We start from the raw sequence: 16290 nt of genomic DNA, 5'->3' as shown, positions 1-16290 counted from the left end.
CCGCCACCATGCCGCTAAGCAGGCAAGATCGGCACAGCTAACGAAGCACTGCTAGTAGTGCCCCATAGGTTCTGATCCCGGCGGCTGGGGCTTCCCCGGACCGGCTCGCGGACGCGGCCCGGAACGCAGACTGGAACGGCCTGTTCGAGGAGTTGGGCAGGCATCCGGAGCGGGTCAACCTGCCCCGCCCCGGGAACCGCAGCGGCTTCGCCCCGTTGCATCAGGCAGCCTGGCACGGCGCGGACTTCGCGATCGTCTCCCGACTGGTCGCGCACGGCGCCTGGCGCACGCAACGCACCCGGGACGGACGGCGCGCCGTGGACATCGCGCGGGAGCAGGGGCACACGCATCTGCTGGAGCTCCTGGAGCCGGTCCTGGTGCGACACCCTCTCCTCCGGAGGCGCTGGAGCACCACTTCCATGCGCTGCTACGTGAGCGCACCGGCCGCTGCTTCGAAGAGATCGAACACTTGCTGCCGCCGCTGGCTCCCCTGACGGAAGGGCCGGCCGTGGAGATCTTCTTCCAGGTGGTCGGCATGATGGGCGGCTTCACGTACCGGCTCGAAGAGGACTACGTGCATGTGCGCGCCCACTCGCGGATGGACGGCGACGACGGGGAGTACTACCGCGTGACGCCCGAGGGCTGGTCCAGGATCGAACGCACCCGTGTGCCGCCTCCGCCGTCGCGCGCCGCGCAGCGTCCCGAGTCCTGACCCGCGAACGAGCCACCGCACGGAGCGCACGCAACCAGTGCCCTAAAACTGCGAAGGCCGGGCGCCGCCGAGCCCCAGTGGCACTTGGCGCAACACCGGCCAGCCCTACTCCTGTTCGTGCATACGGCCGCCGGCGACGACAGCCCGGACCCGCTGCAGTGCTTCGAGGTCCTGGAGCGGGTCACCGTCAACGAGGAGGAGGTCAGCGCGGAGGCCGGGGGCGACTCGTCCTGTCACCGCACCGAGTCCGAGCGTCTCGGCAGCCCGGCGGGTCGCCATGTCGAGGATGGCGTTGTTCGGGATGCCGAGGTGGGCGTAGAAGGTCAGCGCGCCGGGCAGGCCGTCGAAGCCGGTGCGCTGGACCCCGGCGTCCGTGCCCACAATCATGTTGGCTCCGGCGTCGGCCATCTGCCGGATCTGGTCGAACATGAGGTTCGCGCGCTCCTCGCCGAAGACCTTCGGCAGCATGCGCCAGTGCGGGCTCACGGTCGTGCTGACCGTGATGTTCCCGTCGATGATGCGCTGGAGGACGTCGCGACGGAGGTCGAATCCGTCCTCGGTCATCCACGTGCAGTGTTCGAGGGTATCGACGCCGGCGTCGACGGCTTCGGTGATCGCTTCCGTTCCGTGCGCATGCGCGGCGACGGGCAGCCCGGCGGCATGAGCCTCCTCGACCAGGGCCTGCAGCTCTTCGCGAGAGAACTGGCTCTGCCAGCTGCGCGGGCCGTCCTTGGTGAGCCCTCCCCCGCTCGTCATGACCTTGATGACGGCGGCACCGGCTTCGGCGTTGCGCCGGACCAGGTCACGGACCTGCGTTTCACCGGTGACCTCTCCGCCAAGGAAGTGGCAGTGTCCGCCGGGCGGCGTCGCCGGGGTGCCGGCCGCGAGGATGCGCGAGCCAGACAGCCGGCCGGCCTCGACCTCTTCAGCGACCCGGAAGGCCAGACCGTTGCGGTCCCCCAGGTCACGCGCCGTCGTCACGCCACTGCGCAGCAGCTGCTCAGCCCGATGCCGCATCTGGTCGAGCAGTACCTCGTCGCTGTTCTGCAGTGCGGCAACGGGGTCCGGGCTCCCGTCGAAGATGAGATGCACGTGGGCGTCGATGAGGCCGGGCATGACCGTGCCGGTGAACTCGACACGCCGGACGTCAGGTCCTGCTTGCCGGCTGATCTCTTCTCTGGGGCCTACCGCGATGATCTCGTCGCCGTCGGTGAGGACTGCGCCGTCCTCCAGGTACGTGCCGGTGCTCACCAGGATTCGGTCAGCGGTGATCAGCATCGACTGGTTCTCCTCGGTTGGTCGGCTGGTGGCTGGATGAGCTGAGGGCCTCGGAGATGGCGATCAGCTGACGGACATCGGATTCCTGATCTCCTCCATCAGAGATGGCCAGCGGCATGGCGCGCCGTGGCGCTGGGGCTCCCTGCTCAACGCGTTGCACGGCTCGCCGGAGCCTGTCGGCCAGCTCTTCGGGAGTGAGGTCGAGGAGTCCATCTTCGTCCTCTCCCCCAGCCAGGTAAGGACTGACGTCAACGAGTCCGTCTCGGCACTCCACCATGCGGCGGTAGTACCGCCGGTGTACGCCTCGCACACGGCGTGCCTCGCGAGGGTCATTGGAGCAGGGCATCAGGACGTTGTCGGGATACGCCTCGGCCAGCAGTTGCCACAACGGCGCCAAGCGGCGGTGGTCTCGACGGTGCCGGAACCACAAACGCGCAGAGGTAATCCGCGTGCGGACGGCGGGATAGGTGATACCGACGACGAACAGCACAATCGCTACAGCGAGGAAGAACGCGACGGCGGCCGTCACCTGCTGTGGCACAATTCCCCCGCGCCAGCGAATGAGGATCATGACGCCTCTGACCAGGCAGGCGACGGCCATCGCGCTCAGTCCAACAGCAGCCATCCACAGACCCGTGGAATGTGGTCGGCTCGACTGGCGAGCACAGCGCCGGGTCCATCTCCCCGCGACCGCCAGGGCATACATGAGATACGCACCTGCCAGGCCGTAGAAGAACGCGACCTGGGGGATGGTCATGTCCGCGGTGCTGTACGAGCCGGCGAAGACGTCGTGCGGGACGGTCGCTGCGTCGGCGATCAAAAGCGCTGCGACCATCACCACCACGGCCGCTTCCCTGCGTGCCCGGCGTCCGCCGGCCTGTTCGTCTGCCGAGTACAGGTAGAAACACATAAGGAAGTACACCGTGCCCAGCAGCAGCACGTTCTGCGCGATCTTCCCTGCTCCATGGTCAGCACTCATCGATGCTTCAGAAGCAACGTTGGGCAAGGCGAACGGGTAGGAGGCCACTGCGGTCACGAGGCACAGCGTCACCGAGCGAAGGGGCGCATCCTTCGGGTGCCGCGCAAGCTGGTAGAGCTTCCAGACGACGGCCGCGGCCGGGACGAGAAGCAGCAGATGAAACACGGGCTACCGCCAGCCGCGCTGGTCGCCGACGACCGACTGCACCCTGCGCAGGGAAGGGTCCTCCGCCAACGGGGTGGCGCCTTCCACAGAGGACCACTCCAGCAGGGACGTCGCTGCCGCTTCAACGACGCACTCTTCCTCCGACTCGTACGAGCAGCGCTGGGTCACCCGGCGGATCATCTCGTTCTCGAACACCGGGATCAGATCTGCCCAGGTCTCGACAGCGTCCTCGGATTCTTCATCGCCGGCGTCGTCAGCCACGAGGATGTGCCCCAGCTCGTGGAGGATGATGTGGTCTTGGTGCAGCCGTGTCGTCTCGGCCTGGTAGATGATCACGTCACGTCGGGACGTTTCGACCAACAGGCCCGAGGGGCCGAGTGTCGTGAGCCGCCTCGCTTCCAGCTCAATCGGACGTCCCCGTCTGTCCCCGAGCGCCTGGCACAGACGGGCCATGTCGAGCGGCGGGTGGATGCCAAGGTCACGGAGCTCTCGGCGCATCCGGTTGAGAAGCTCTGCCTCAGCGGTCGGCGGTACCTGCAGCCGGCGGCTCCTCCACCAGCGCGACGCCGCACCCCGAAGATGGGCCACGCTGCCAGCGAGAGCGCGACCACTCGTACCCGATCGCATTCGAGTCCCTTCCGTACCGGCCGAGCAGCTCCACTCGGGAGCCAGGCGAGCCATCCCCGTCCAACTTGCCACCGCGCATGCACGACAGACGCGGTCGTCGGGGGTACGTCGGGACGCACCGCTCTATAGCGGCTTGAACGGGGTCACGGACTCCGCCCAAACCCCCAGAAGGCGCCTCATGATCACTACCGCGAACAAGCAATAACGCCCCACTGGACAATCCAGCGGGGCGTCGGGCGCCACATGCGGACGATACGTGATCCGTGCACGAGACCGAGGCTTGATATCGATACCTCAGCCCACATCCCGACGCACACCCCACTCACACAAAAAGCATGAACAGGACACTTGATCGTTGACCTACATCCATGCGCTGGCATTTCCGATGCCCACCATGCCCATTTCAGCCGCAGCCCTCGCTTGAGGATTGTTACCGATTCGAGATATTTGAGCATTAGCGCTGACCGCCGGGCACCCAGACGCCCCATATGCGCCCCGAAAGGTGATCTGTGTATGTGGCCACTCTCGGCCGGATCGAACCAAGGCAGGAGTTACCGTTTCAGCCATGTCTAAGGTGCTTCACGACCAAGGCTATGACTACCTCAGGTTCTGGGACGAATACCATCTGTGCACGCTAACGACGATCAGGCCGGACGGACGGCCACACGTTGTGCCAGTTGGCGTCACCGTCGACGCCGATGCGGGAGTCGCACGGGTTATCACTCGCAAAGGAAGTAAGAAGGTCGCCAACATCCAGGCTGCGCAGCCCAGCGGGGCGCGCGTGGCCCTCTGCCAGGTAGACGGGGGCCGCTGGGCGACTCTGGAGGGAACAGCGGAAGTCCTCACCGACCCCGACGCCGTGGACGATGCCGTTCAGCGATACGGCGCGCGGTACGGGCGCACGCCGGCCCCGGATCCGGAGCGCGTCGTGATCAGCGTCACGATCGAGCGTGTGATGGGCCGAGCGACGTTGCCCTAGCTAGGCGGCGATCCGGGGATCACCCGCCTCAGAGGCCATCGGCATAGACCCGGTCTCCGAGAAGAAGCTGTGCGAGAACTTCAAGACGGGAGCCGGGCGGCCCCTGGGCGCGAGCCCGGCCGAGCTGCGCGAACTGGGCTTTCGAGTGGTCCTTTGTCGGTGGGCCGGCGGTCACCGCTCGCGAGCGTGAGGCGGGAGTTGAGCGGTGGTGGCGGGGACGGCGAGCGAGGCAGTATGTGCGGGTTCGTTGTCCGGTCTTTTGGTGCCGGGGCGACTTGCACCGAAGGTACCCCCGATACCTTCACCGGTCTTGAGTGCACTTCTGATGTCGGTATTCAGTGGCCTTCAGCCAGGAAGCAGTGCCATGCCGCCAGCGGGCGCTCCTCCGGTAGGGTCCCGACGTCTCATCCCGGAGGCTGGGTGTTAGCCAGGAACCGAGAAATAATTGACCAGCGAGTGGGTCATTGCTCTGCCTTTCGAAGGGGACTGCTCGACCTGGTAGGAGACTTCCCTGCCTAGCGCAGTCGCCTGACGTGCAGCCAAGCGCGCCCTTCGAAAACCACACTCGGCCCCTGCGCAGCGTCATGGGCGTCTCGGAGGCCACATTCGGGTTTCCCATTCACCTGACCCGACTCTCCGGCGACGTGGAGGGGCCAGACAACCCTCACGAAGGGGCAGCAGCTCGGAGAGATTCTTCTCCAGCTCCTGGTGATCACCGTAGCGAGCTATACGGACGGCGAGTGGACGAGCAGGTCAGGCGCTCTACAGGACGTCCGAAACCGCTGAAACAGCAGCCGCGACCGCGCCAAGCACCGCAACGTAGACACCGACCACTGCGATCTTCTCTGACGGCGTGTAGTGGTTCCAGCCGGACGGGATGTCGTTGAGGATCACCAGCCTCGGGCGGTCCCTGTACAACTTCAACGAGTACTTCACGAAGTAGACCACCCCCATGACGCACATAAGAGAGGCGATCAGTTTCGCCAGCACGGGCACCGGCGGGAGGTTCGGCGGCGTCTCAGTAAGCGCTGCGAACCCGACAAACGCCAGCCACGGCATGAAGAGCGTCACCTGCCAGTCAAAGGCACGCCCCGTCTCGTCCTTGCTCTTAGCTCCGCGATTCTTCAGAAAAAGTTCGATGCGGGCTTGCTGGCCGTAAACGAGGATGTCGTCCGTACCACTCACCCTGACCGTGACCGTCTTGCGCGTAACGCCTATCTGGACCTCGACTCGACCGGCCGGGTCCGCGGCCTTGAACTCAAGGTTGTCCCATGGTTCCCGGTCATCGTAGTTCGGTGATGACGTGACCTCGTTGATCAGGTCAGGGAGTAAGCGCGCGGTCCAGCGAGTGTTGTTGTGCACTGTCGCGACACTGACGTGCTCCGGCGGGACGTGGCCAGTAGCACGGGTGAACAAGGCGACCAAGTCTGAGCGCCCGAGGCGGCACTCCGTGTATTCACCGTTCAGCTCCGTGGCAGGTGCGCTAATCATGAACGGCAGTATGGGGTGCGCACGTTGGCCAATCAAAACCGAAACAGATGGATCAACCTTGTGCCGCGGGCCAGTCAAGTGCACGTTCTTCGTGTCTGATCCGGGGTGCAAAGGAGTCCAAGGCAGCCCAGCTATCCTCACCGGGACTGGTCCAGTCACTCTCGCAAGGGATGGGCCGAAGAAGCCTGCAGGTGGCGTGTCAGCGCCCCGTACCGGGCATCATCGGTACCGCCCTGAGCAGGTGTGCCTGAAAGCGGCCCGCAGCATTGCGTCGCGCGCCTTGGCATGGGTGTCGTGGACGAACCAATCCTTCTCCGTACGGCGCTGCCCGACGAGACCCACTCGGCTTCCCACACGAGGTTGCACCGGGTGCTTCCCATGTCCCGGAGGCTCGCGCCGCGGCCCCGGGACACGAGACCTGTGCCTAGTTCAGGCTCTTCTCAATGGCCTCGAAGATGTCCGAGTCGGTCTCCTGCTGCCATTGCGGCAGGTCGGGCCAGTCCGCGACATATCCGGGCTTGGGGTCTTCGAAGTGCTTGTACATCTGGGCAGTCCAGCACGTCGCCACGAAGCGCCCCTTCTGCTCGCGCGACAACCGCGAAGCGTGGCCGCCGCTCAGATCGAGGAACTGACGCACCTGCTCGTACACGGCACCAGCCGCCGCACGCTCCCAGTCAGGGGTGTCCTCCCAAGGCGTCACATAGCCGGCCTTCGGCTCGCCGGGGAAGTGCTGGTGAACGCCTGCGATCCACGCCTCACGGAACAGTCGCGCGCCCTCGGTCTGCGACATGCTGGCCCCTCTCGTCACGTCGTGCTCAGTGCGCTGATCTCCGCTCCCAGCTCGGCGATCCTCCGATCCCGGGCCAGCGGGCCGATCACAGCTCGTAGGCCCTGGAGTCTACGGGCGACGTAGCCGGAGGAAGATTCCCGGGCCAGGGTCAAGGCCTCACGGCCGTACGTGATCACCTGGTCCGTATCCCGCCTTTTCGCGCCGATCGCTGCGAGGTCGGTGAGCACGGCACCGCGCCGGCGGAAGGACTGCCCCTGAGCGAGAGCGCCCTGCTTCAGCGCGGTCGTCAGCGCTGTTTCGGCGAGGTCGAGCCGGCCGAGCTGCACGTACCGGGCGCCACGTTCCTCGGCGAGCCGAGAGCCGTCGAACCTCAGCCAGCCCCCGTTGTGAGCAGGGGTGGCAAGGTTCTGCACTTCCTCGGCTTCGTCGAGAGCTCGCTCGCACGCTGTGAGGTCTCCCAGGCCGGCGAAGGCTTCCGCTTGTACGGCGGCCACCCAGTGGCGTGTGGAGAGGGAGCTGTCTCCGCGCTTGGCGACCCTCTCGGCAGCCGACAGCACGCCCGCGGCCTCGCGGTACCGCCCTTCGTACACATCCACATACGCCTGACGGGTCAGCGCGCAAGCCCACAGATCAAAGGCTTTGGCGACCTTGCTCGCCGAAGCGGCCAGCATGTAAGAAGCCGCTGCGTCGGTGTAGCGGTTCCCGTCGAAGGACAGTTCCCCGGCAAGCTGGAACAGGTCGCCGGCAGCGCTGCACAGTGCCCGCACTTCTGCGTCCGAGCGGTTGGCCAGAGCGCCGTTGAGTGACGTCAACTGGTCGCGCACGATCGGGTACACCGAGCCTTTGGAACGGGCCAGTTGGTAGACCTGCCAAAGGTGGCTGTTCATCCGTGCGAAGTCGGAGGAGGTCCCGCGGCGGGCTCCCTCGGCCAGGGCCTCGGCCTCATCCAGCGGCAAAGCGGTCAGGGCGCCGGTTACTGCGATCGCGCGCAGGAATTCGCGTCGGATCATGTCGTCTATGTCCCCAGAGCCGTGGTGATCATCGCTTGATGGCAACCCTGCGGCTTCCTCAGGAGGCGGTGGCGGAGCCACCAGGACGTCCAGCTCGTCAAGGTCGATGTTCAGCAGCTCCGCCAGCTTCGGCCGAATCGGCGGCTGCGGCGAAACCTTGTGGTTCTCCCAGCGCTGGACCGTTGTGCGGTCCACGCCGAGCGCGTGGGCAAGTCGTTCCTGACTGTAACCCAGAGCCTTCCGCCGCTTAGCCAACCCCACTGCGGTTCCCTTCCCCGGCTCGTCCGGGCGTACCCGTGCTGCGCAGCCGTGCATCAGATCTGCATCAAGAGTGCCGCATAGATGCCGTGGAGCGCTGCGCCTCGAAGCGGTTCCCTGGATGTGTCAGCCAAACCGTGGCTCACAGGAAAGGAGGCCGGCACGTGATGGGAACCCATGAGAGCGCGGTCGAGCCACCCACTTCGGAGATCAGGTTGGATGCGCACCAAGAGGTTGACATCGACCTGATCAATACGACCATCGAACTCGCCCTCGTTCCCGGCGTGAGCATGCCGCCGCGGGACGCCATCGACGGCCGGACGGTGGAGCTGCACAAGCACCTTCGGCTGCTGATGGAGGCAGTGGACTTCCGTGCCAAGGAGCGTCCAGCGGTACGAGCCCTGTACCGGGTCGCCCACAACCTTCTCGACCTGCAGAAGCGTCCCACCGCAGAGACCACGCACTACCAGGCGTGGGAACACATGCGGAACCTGGCCACTATCACCGCCGCCTTCCGCGACCTGTACCTGAAGCGCCCCACCGCCCTGTGATCGGCTGATGTACGCGATTCCCCCCTCCCTTTGCCGGCTCGCACTCGCCGTCGGCGAGAAACTGCACCGTCGGCACACGCCCCCGCCCTCATTCCAGGAACCGCCCACGCCGGAACGGCACCCGGTTGCCGCTGGAGCCGAAACCCTTCCTCCGCAAGACAGCGTGCACGACTGCTGGGTCGTCGGCCCCCGCTGCAAGCTCTACTGCCGTCGACGAGGCATTCCTGTGATGTGGCTCGGACCGGCCAGGACCCCCAAGGGCTGTGGGCACATGTTTGCCTGCGAGACCTGCATCGCTGAGTTGGTCCACATAGTGGATCAAGAACAAGATGAGCGTTACTCCCTCCCATAGGCCCCCTGCCGGACGTACCGCGGACCGCAGGCTCCCCCAACGCCCGGCACCAGGAAACCCGGCAGCGGGCGGCACAACGCCCACCCTGGCCGTCCCCACTGATGAGGACAGGACGAGCGGTCAGGGTGGGTCAGGCCATCTGCATGAGCAACGCGGTGATGCCTCGCCTGAGAGGCGACAGGCTCCGGAACTCGGTTGCGCATTCCGGCGCGAGGCGGCGCAGAGTCCCTGACGCGCGAGCCCTACCCCCTGCCGCTGGCGCCTCGAAATATCCGCTCAACCCGTGCTCGGCGCGCAGCGCCGAGGAGGAGACCACACGTGGATAACGTCCCCGACATGACCACTGAGACCGGCCAACAGACTCCCACCGAACAGCAGATGCGCGACGCGATGGTGCAGCAGCTCATCGAACTCGGAGCTGCCCGTGACCCCCGTGTAGTAGCCGCCCTCCGTGCCGTCCCCCGGCACCTGGCTACCCCCGAGGTGGAGGCGGCCAAGACCTACCAGGCAGAGTCCGCCACCATCACCAAGACCGACGAGAACGGCGTGGACATCAGCTCCGTGTCGGCCCCGCGGGTTCAAGCCATGCAGATCGAGCAGGCCGGCATCAAGACGGGCATGACGGTGCTGGAGATCGGCTCCGGCGGCCCGAATGCCGCCTATCTCGCGGAGATGGTCGGCGAGCAGGGACGCGTCGTCACCGTCGACATCGATCCCGACGTCACCGAGCGCGCGGAACGGTTCGTCGCGGAGACCGGCTACCGGAACATCACCGTGGTCACGGCCGACGCCGAGGGCGGCGTGCCCGGCCACGCGCCGTACGACCGCATCATCGTCACGGTGCAGGCGGCAGACATCCCTCCCGCCTGGATCGAGCAACTCAAAGACGGTGGTCGGCTGGTCGTGCCGCTGCGGATGCGCAGCATGACGCGCACCATCGCGTTCATCCGGAACGGCAAGCGCCTGGTCAGCGACGGGTTCGAGCAGTGCGGCTTCGTGCCGATGCGCGGCGCCGGCGAGAACCGGATGCGTCTGGAGTCCCTTCATGACGAGGAGGGCGCCGAGGTCGCTCTGCGCCTGGACGGCCACCCCGTTCCCGATATCGAGGCCCTGCGGTCGGCACTCGCCGGCCCGCGGACGGAGGCGTGGTCGGGAGTGACGGTCGGGGGCATGGAGCCGAAGGACCACTTGGATCTGTGGCTGACCACTGCCCTGGACAATCTGCCCTTGATGGCTGCGAAGCCTGCAGCACGTCAGCGCGGCATCGTCGCCGTCGCCTCTCCGATCGGCATTCCGACGCTTGTGGACGGCGGAAGCTTCGCCTACCGCACGTCCCGGGCGACCGATGAGGCGGACCGGTACGAGCTGGGTGCGGTCGGTCATGGGCCGGACGCCCAGAAGGTCGCCGAGCGCCTCGTCGACGAGATCCAGAAGTGGAACGGCGAGCACCGCAGCCACCAGGCGCGCATCGAGGTCTTCCCGGCGAACACGCCGGACGACCAGCTTCCCGCGGGCCGGGTCATCGACCGGCCGCGCACGCGGGTCACGATCTCCTGGCGGTGACGACTTCGGCGTCGTAGCCGGGTGGCAGTACCAGCACGATCCGCACATTCACCCATTTCCTTCAACCGAGGAGACGAGATGGCACCACAGATCGCGACCAAGCCGCAGACGGGGACGCCGTTCACGACCGATTCCGGATCGGACTTCGACCTCGACATCGAGACCGTGGCATCCGCTCCCGTGGTGCAGGCCCTGCTGAACGACACCGGTGACGGTTGCACGTCGACCTGCCAGTCCGCCTGTTCCAACAGCACCTGCGGCTGACCCGGCTCCGCTCGGGGCGGGCGGGACGAGACCCGCCCGCCCCGGGCACCGCAGTCCTCGAAGGAGGCCCAGCCATGTATCACGTACTTGATGTGGGCATGATCAGAGTGTCCGCGTTTCCGCTGACGCCGTCGCTGCCCTCCTGCCCTGCCCCGATCAGCGACACAGCCGCCGACGCCGAAAACTGCCGCCAGTGGATCGGCCAAGTGTGGAGGGACGACTCCCGCGCTGACGCCATCGAACTCGCCGCGCCTGTCCTAGCAGCAGGTATCCGCAAGGTCCTCGACGGCACGGCGCGACGCTCCCGCATCCGTCGCACCGCGCACTCCTTGACCCGCTACCTACTACGGATGCAGTACCGCGCGACGCCCTTCGGCCTCTTCGCTGGGGCAGCCCCCGTACGCGTCGGCCGGCCGGCACAGGTTCGCTGGGGCACGCAGCACAAGGCGTTCGCCAGGGCCGATGCCCTGTGGTTGCACGACATCATCGCCGCTCTGGAGGCGGACCCGGACGTGCTGCGGCGCCTGCCTGTAGTCGCCGACCCCACCTGTACCGTGCGCGGCGCGCAGATCTCCGTGCCGCACCAGCCGGGCGCCAAGGGGCCCACCGCGACGACCCTTCGGCGCACCCGCGCAGCGGAGCTGGCTCTCGCCTTGGCCTGTACCCCGATCACAGTGGGCGACATCGTGGCGAAACTGCACGCCGACTACCCCAATACTCCCGCGGAGAAGATCGAAGGCATGGTGCGCGGCCTTGTCGCTCACCGCGTACTCCTGACGAGCCTTTCCGCCCCGATGACCTGTGACGATGCACTCGGCCACCTCATCGTCCAGCTCGAAGACGCCGGCCTCGGAGACTCGTCCGTCGCCCCGACTCTGACGAAGCTGCGCCATGTCCACCAACTTCTCGACCAACACGACCGCGCGCAACCAGCCGCCCAGCGAACTCTCCGTGACCAAGCCAGCGAAGCAATAAACGGCCTCGCCGGCATCCCCGACCGCAACCTCGCGGTAAACCTGCGCCCGGACTGTGACGTCGTTCTGCCCCAGGCCGTCGCCGCGGAGGCGCAGCGCGCCCTGGAGGTCATCGCCCGCATCACGCCGTACCCGAACGGCGCTCCGGCCTGGCAGGACTACCGCACGCGGTTTCTGGAGCGATACAGCATGGGCACCATCGTGCCGATACGTGATCTCACAGACCCGGACACCGGACTCGGCTTCCCCGTCGGCTACCGCGGCACGGTCTTGAAGCGGCCCGTCCTGGCCATGACGCCCCGCGACCAGCATCTCCTCGCGCTCGCCCAGGACGCGGCTCTGTCCGATCGGCGCGAGGTCGTGCTCACCGAGGACGATATCGAAGCCCTCTCCGTCGGCACAGCTTCCCAGGTCCCCGCGCACATCGAGTTCACCTTCACGGTGCTCGCGCGGTCCATACGCGCCCTGGACGAGGGACGCTTCACGCTGTCCACCACAGGGTTGTCCCTCGCGGCCGGCACCACCACCGGTCGCTTCCTGCCCACGCTGGAGCAGGCGGACCGCGACCGGGTACGCACCGTCCACGCCTCCATGCCCACACTCACCGCGGGTGCGGTTCGCGCTCAGGTATCCAGTCCGCCGCTGAAGGTGCCGATCAACAACGTCAGCCGCTCTCCCGCCGTCGTCTCGGACCTGCTGGCAATCGGCGAACACAACCCCGACGCCACTCTCGACCTGGACGATCTTGGCGTCATGGCCGACACCATGCGCTTCTACCTGGTATCGCTGTCGACCGGCCGGCTCATCGAACCCTCTGTCATGAACGCGGTAGAGCTGTCCAATAGCACCCACCCGCTCGTTCGCTTCCTGTGTGAACTGCACCGCGCTCACACGGCCGTCCTACTGCCCTTTTTCTGGGGAGCCGCCACGCGCCTGCCCTTCCTCCCGGAGGTCCGTGCCGGACGCACCGTCCTGTCCGCGGCCCTGTGGCGCTTGCACGCCAGCGATCTCGGTGACGGAGAGGACTGGATGCTCCGCTTCACCAACTGGCGCATCCAGTACGGGGTGCCCCGCACCGTGTACGTCGGCAGCAGCGATCAGCGTCTCCGGCTCGATCTTGATGTTCCCGTCCATCAAGAACTGCTGCGCGCCGAGCTGCGCCGGCACGACACCGCCGTGCTGCACGAGGCACCCGAGGAGAGCTCGTACGGCTGGGCCGGCCGGGCCCATGAGGTGACCATGCTGTTCGCGTCCGATCAGCAGCCCGCTCCGGCGCCCGCGCATCACGCCGCCGTCTTGGCCGACCGGAACTCCGACCGCATGCCGGGGTCCTCGGAGTGGGCGTACGTCAAGCTGTACGGCAGCGCTGCTCGCGCACCGGAGGTTCTGACCGCGCACCTCCCCCGTCTGCTGCGCCATGGGGGCAACGCGCCGACCGAAGCATGGTTCGTTCGGTACGCGGACCCCGACCCGCACCTGCGACTGCGGCTGCGGCAGCCCGGCCCGGAGGCGTTCGGTGCCACGGCGCAGACCGTGGCGGCGTGGGCGGCGGAGCTGTGCGCAGAAGGCTTGATCCAACGCTTGCAGTGGAACACCGACCGGCCGGAGGCGGGCCGCTACGGAACCGGGGCCACTCTGGCAGCTGCGGAGGCGATCTTCGTGGCCGACTCGACCGCCGCCCTGGCACAGATGTCCCTGGCCATATCCGCCGATCTTCAGCCGGCTGTCACCGCAGCCTCGTTTGTGGACATCGCTGCGGGCTTCCTCGGCTCTCGGCAAGCCGGGAACGACTGGCTGCTCCGGCACTTGCTGCGCGGTGATGGCGAGCCGGCACCGCGGCATGTCCAGGCGCTCACTCTGCAGCTGACGGACGTGGGCGACCGCCGAACCGTGCTCAGCGACCTCAGTGGCGGGCACGCCGTCGTGGATGCATGGGAGGCACGGCAGGCGGCTCTCGTCGATTACCGCCAAGCGCTCGACGCTGCGGGTATTGCCGCAGGCAGTGTGCTGCCGTCACTGCTGCACATGCACCACAACCGCGTCGCGGGCGTCGATCCCGAGGCCGAAGCGGCCTGCCGCCGGATCGCCCGAGCAGCCGCCCAGTCCTGGAGCATCCGCCACCAAGGAGGCGCACAGTGACCACCGCCCTGCCGACCACTGACATCTCATTGGCCGGCCGCCAGTCCCTCGCACACGGTCACCTCGGCATGACTCTGCTCCACATCGAGCGGGCCCGCCGCGGCACCGGCGACTGGCAAGCTGTGCACCGCGCCTTCGCCAGCGTCACACCGCTGATCGACGGTACCGACGCCAGCCTTTACCTCGGCGCCCCCGCGATGGCCTTCGTCCTGCATCTGGCCGCCGACGGCACGGACCGGTACGCCGGAGCGCTTCACACCCTCGACGGAATTGTGGCCGCGCATGCCCGGTCCCGCTTGGCCGCCGCACACGCTCGCATCGATGCCGGCCGTCACGCCGAGTTCGCCGAGTACGACGTCTTCCGCGGTCTGACCGGGATCGGGGCCCTCCTGCTGCGCCGACAGCCGCAGGGCCCGGAGATGAAGGGCGTCCTGGAGTACCTGGTCCGCCTGACCGAACCTATGACCGGGCCCGAGGGAGAACCGCTGCCCGGCTGGTGGGTCAGGCACGCCCCGGCCAGCGACAAGACGGCCACGCCGGGCGGGCACGCCAACGTAGGTATGGCGCACGGCATCACGGGCCCGCTCGCTCTGCTGGCCCTGGCCATGCGTGCCGGAGTCACGGTGGATGGGCACGAGGATGCCATCCGCCGCGTCTGCCGGTGGCTCGACCAGATCCGTCAGAGCGACTCCCGCGTCATTCACTGGCCCCGCTGGGTCAGCCACCGCGGCGCCGCTCAACCCCAGCCGGCCACGCCGTCCTGGTGTTACGGCACCCCCGGCGTGGTCCGTGCCCAGCAGCTCGCCGCCATCGTCCTCGGTGACGACGACCGCAAGCGGATGGCCGAACGCGCCCTGCTGCACTGCCTGGACGATCCGGACCAGCTGAACCAGATCGACGGGCGCGGCCTGTGCCACGGCTTCGGCGGCCTCCTGCGCACCCTCCAGCGGGTCGCCGAGGACGCGGAGGTCCCTGCCCTGTTCGAAGACCGACTCGACCTGGTGAAGCGCCGCTTCCTGACTGTCGAGCCACCCGAGGAGGCTGGATTCCTCAATGGCAAGGCCGGGGCCGCCCTCGCCTTCCAGGACGCCGGTGATGAGCTCGGCGCCACACCTCGCGGGCAGTGGGACACCTGCCTTCTGCTGGCGTGAGTGGAGGGCCCATGCCCCCTCACGATACGAACCAGGCCGAAGACGCCGTACTGGCTGTCCTTAGAGGAGCAACGATCGAGGACGCTGCCCGGTCCGCGGGCACCTCCCCCGCACGGCTCGCAGAGTCCATCGAGCGATACCGGGCCGCCGGCCGGGCCGCACTCGATGTCCGCTCCGTCGGATGGCACCAGCTGAACATCCAGTTCACCGACTACTCGACCGCGGAACGAACCTTCCGCTCCTGCCTCGTGCCCGCCTTACGCAACGGGTCGGTGGGCAGTTGGTGGTTCGTCCGCAAGTATCCGTGCTGGAGACTCCGCCTCTGTCCAAGCCCGCAGGCGCCCCAGGAGGACGCCATCGCACCCATCACCGAAGCGCTCGAAGGCAGCGTCGCCCGGGGTGCAGTCGCAGCCTGGCGCCGCTTCCCGTACGAGCCTGAGACCGTCGCCTTTGGCGGTCCGGCTGGCATGAAGATTGCGCACGAGCTGTTCCACACCGACAGCATCGGTGTCCTCGACTACCTCCACGTCGCCGGCGACAGTCGCGAAGTGCTGCTGGACGCCAAGGCAACCTCGCTCCTGGCGATGACGCTATTGATGCGCGCCGCGGGCCTCGAATTGGGCGAACAGGGTGATGTGTGGGGGCAGGTAGAAGAACACCGTCCTCTCGCAGAGGGCGTGCCCCCGGACCGGGTCAGCAGCATGGCGGGTGTCCTGCGCCGCCTGCTCTTGATCGATGTCCAGCCTCTGCTGGCGGACGGCGCCCTCACGCCCGTACGGGACTGGTTCCAAGGGCTGGAGCAGGGCGGTCTCGCACTTGCGGACGCCTGGAACAACGGGCGACTGGCCCTCGGCATGCGCGGTGTTCTGGCGCGCCATGTGCTCTTCCACTGGAACCGCATGGGGTTCACACTCCGACAGCAGTCCATCTGGTCACGCGCCGCTCGGGAGGCCATTCTCGGACGCTGACGGCAGGCCCCTCCTGCTCACCGCCGCAGCACGAAGGAC

At 67.2% G+C, this 16290-nt stretch carries 14 protein-coding genes; 8 read left to right on the top strand and 6 right to left on the bottom strand.

Annotated elements, in window-relative coordinates; translation table 11 throughout:
- Window positions 1–508 precede the first annotated feature (508 nt).
- Window positions 509–712, top strand: coding sequence for a hypothetical protein (locus tag C3486_RS37770; RefSeq protein ID WP_030611557.1), 204 nt, complete (start codon window positions 509–511; stop codon window positions 710–712).
- Between the two features lie 105 nt (window positions 713–817).
- Here the strand turns inward: C3486_RS37770 and C3486_RS00065 are convergent, their stop codons facing one another.
- The 3 genes from C3486_RS00065 to C3486_RS00055 are packed head-to-tail and all read right to left on the bottom strand — an operon-like array spanning window position 818 to window position 3470.
- Window positions 818–1990 carry an amidohydrolase family protein gene (locus C3486_RS00065; RefSeq protein WP_030611555.1) on the bottom strand — a complete coding sequence of 391 codons (1173 nt, stop codon included), beginning with the start codon at window positions 1988–1990 and terminating at the stop codon, window positions 818–820.
- On the bottom strand, window positions 1974–3134 hold the full coding sequence (locus C3486_RS00060) for an MAB_1171c family putative transporter (protein WP_258052501.1): 1161 nt from the start codon (window positions 3132–3134) through the stop codon (window positions 1974–1976). Before C3486_RS00060 ends, C3486_RS00065 begins: the two co-directional genes overlap by 17 nt.
- Window positions 3135–3137: 3 nt before the next feature.
- The gene (locus tag C3486_RS00055; protein WP_258052500.1) at window positions 3138–3470 is read right to left on the bottom strand and encodes a hypothetical protein; all 333 of its coding nucleotides are present in this window, start codon (window positions 3468–3470) and stop codon (window positions 3138–3140) included.
- 856 nt (window positions 3471–4326) lie between these two features.
- Between C3486_RS00055 and C3486_RS00050 the strand changes: the two genes are divergently transcribed.
- Window positions 4327–4740, top strand: coding sequence for a pyridoxamine 5'-phosphate oxidase family protein (locus tag C3486_RS00050; protein WP_103830414.1), 414 nt, complete (start codon window positions 4327–4329; stop codon window positions 4738–4740).
- A 762-nt stretch (window positions 4741–5502) separates the two neighbouring features.
- Here the strand turns inward: C3486_RS00050 and C3486_RS00045 are convergent.
- From C3486_RS00045 to C3486_RS00035, 3 genes are all read right to left on the bottom strand, one after another.
- Complete coding sequence (locus tag C3486_RS00045) at window positions 5503–6231, bottom strand: hypothetical protein (protein WP_146074927.1); 729 nt, start codon at window positions 6229–6231, stop codon at window positions 5503–5505.
- A 424-nt stretch (window positions 6232–6655) separates the two neighbouring features.
- Window positions 6656–7021, bottom strand: a complete 366-nt coding sequence (locus tag C3486_RS00040; RefSeq protein WP_030611546.1) for a hypothetical protein — start codon at window positions 7019–7021, stop codon at window positions 6656–6658.
- Window positions 7022–7035: 14 nt separating this feature from the next.
- Window positions 7036–8292, bottom strand: coding sequence for a helix-turn-helix transcriptional regulator (locus C3486_RS00035; protein WP_181138385.1), 1257 nt, complete (start codon window positions 8290–8292; stop codon window positions 7036–7038).
- Between the two features lie 164 nt (window positions 8293–8456).
- On the opposite strand from C3486_RS00035, the gene C3486_RS00030 reads away from it, so the two are divergent.
- From C3486_RS00030 to C3486_RS00005, 6 genes are all read left to right on the top strand, one after another.
- Window positions 8457–8840 (top strand): DUF6415 family natural product biosynthesis protein, encoded by a 384-nt coding sequence (locus C3486_RS00030; protein WP_258052513.1) that lies wholly within the window; start codon window positions 8457–8459, stop codon window positions 8838–8840.
- Window positions 8841–9528: 688 nt separating this feature from the next.
- Window positions 9529–10755, top strand: a complete 1227-nt coding sequence (gene fxlM / locus C3486_RS00025; protein WP_258052499.1) for a methyltransferase, FxLD system — start codon at window positions 9529–9531, stop codon at window positions 10753–10755.
- A 78-nt stretch (window positions 10756–10833) separates the two neighbouring features.
- On the top strand, window positions 10834–11019 hold the full coding sequence (locus tag C3486_RS00020; RefSeq protein ID WP_037771720.1) for an FxLD family lanthipeptide: 186 nt from the start codon (window positions 10834–10836) through the stop codon (window positions 11017–11019).
- A gap of 74 nt (window positions 11020–11093) precedes the next feature.
- Window positions 11094–14132: a lantibiotic dehydratase gene (locus C3486_RS00015; protein ID WP_258052498.1), complete on the top strand. Its 3039-nt coding sequence runs from the start codon at window positions 11094–11096 to the stop codon at window positions 14130–14132.
- Window positions 14129–15283: a lanthionine synthetase C family protein gene (locus C3486_RS00010; protein ID WP_030611535.1), complete on the top strand. Its 1155-nt coding sequence runs from the start codon at window positions 14129–14131 to the stop codon at window positions 15281–15283. The genes C3486_RS00015 and C3486_RS00010 overlap by 4 nt, the downstream gene beginning before the upstream one ends.
- 11 nt (window positions 15284–15294) lie before the next feature.
- Window positions 15295–16251, top strand: coding sequence for a thiopeptide-type bacteriocin biosynthesis protein (locus C3486_RS00005; protein WP_103830411.1), 957 nt, complete (start codon window positions 15295–15297; stop codon window positions 16249–16251).
- Window positions 16252–16290: the final 39 nt, after the last annotated feature.

Origin of the sequence: Streptomyces sp. Ru73 (assembly GCF_002920575.1) — a bacterium.
In the GTDB taxonomy this organism is placed as follows: Bacteria; Actinomycetota; Actinomycetes; order Streptomycetales; family Streptomycetaceae; genus Streptomyces.
The sequence above is the reverse complement of the archived record's forward strand: the minus strand, read 5'-3'. Positions and strand labels throughout refer to the sequence as shown.

Coding starts and splice junctions, on each gene's coding strand:
- C3486_RS00065 (WP_030611555.1), bottom strand. CDS start 1,990: ATGCTGATCACCGCTGACCGAATCCTGGTGAGCACCGGCACGTACCTG.
- C3486_RS00050 (WP_103830414.1), top strand. CDS start 4,327: ATGTCTAAGGTGCTTCACGACCAAGGCTATGACTACCTCAGGTTCTGG.
- C3486_RS00045 (WP_146074927.1), bottom strand. CDS start 6,231: ATGATTAGCGCACCTGCCACGGAGCTGAACGGTGAATACACGGAGTGC.
- C3486_RS00040 (WP_030611546.1), bottom strand. CDS start 7,021: ATGTCGCAGACCGAGGGCGCGCGACTGTTCCGTGAGGCGTGGATCGCA.
- C3486_RS00030 (WP_258052513.1), top strand. CDS start 8,457: ATGGGAACCCATGAGAGCGCGGTCGAGCCACCCACTTCGGAGATCAGG.
- fxlM (WP_258052499.1), top strand. CDS start 9,529: ATGACCACTGAGACCGGCCAACAGACTCCCACCGAACAGCAGATGCGC.
- C3486_RS00020 (WP_037771720.1), top strand. CDS start 10,834: ATGGCACCACAGATCGCGACCAAGCCGCAGACGGGGACGCCGTTCACG.
- C3486_RS00015 (WP_258052498.1), top strand. CDS start 11,094: ATGTATCACGTACTTGATGTGGGCATGATCAGAGTGTCCGCGTTTCCG.
- C3486_RS00005 (WP_103830411.1), top strand. CDS start 15,295: ATGCCCCCTCACGATACGAACCAGGCCGAAGACGCCGTACTGGCTGTC.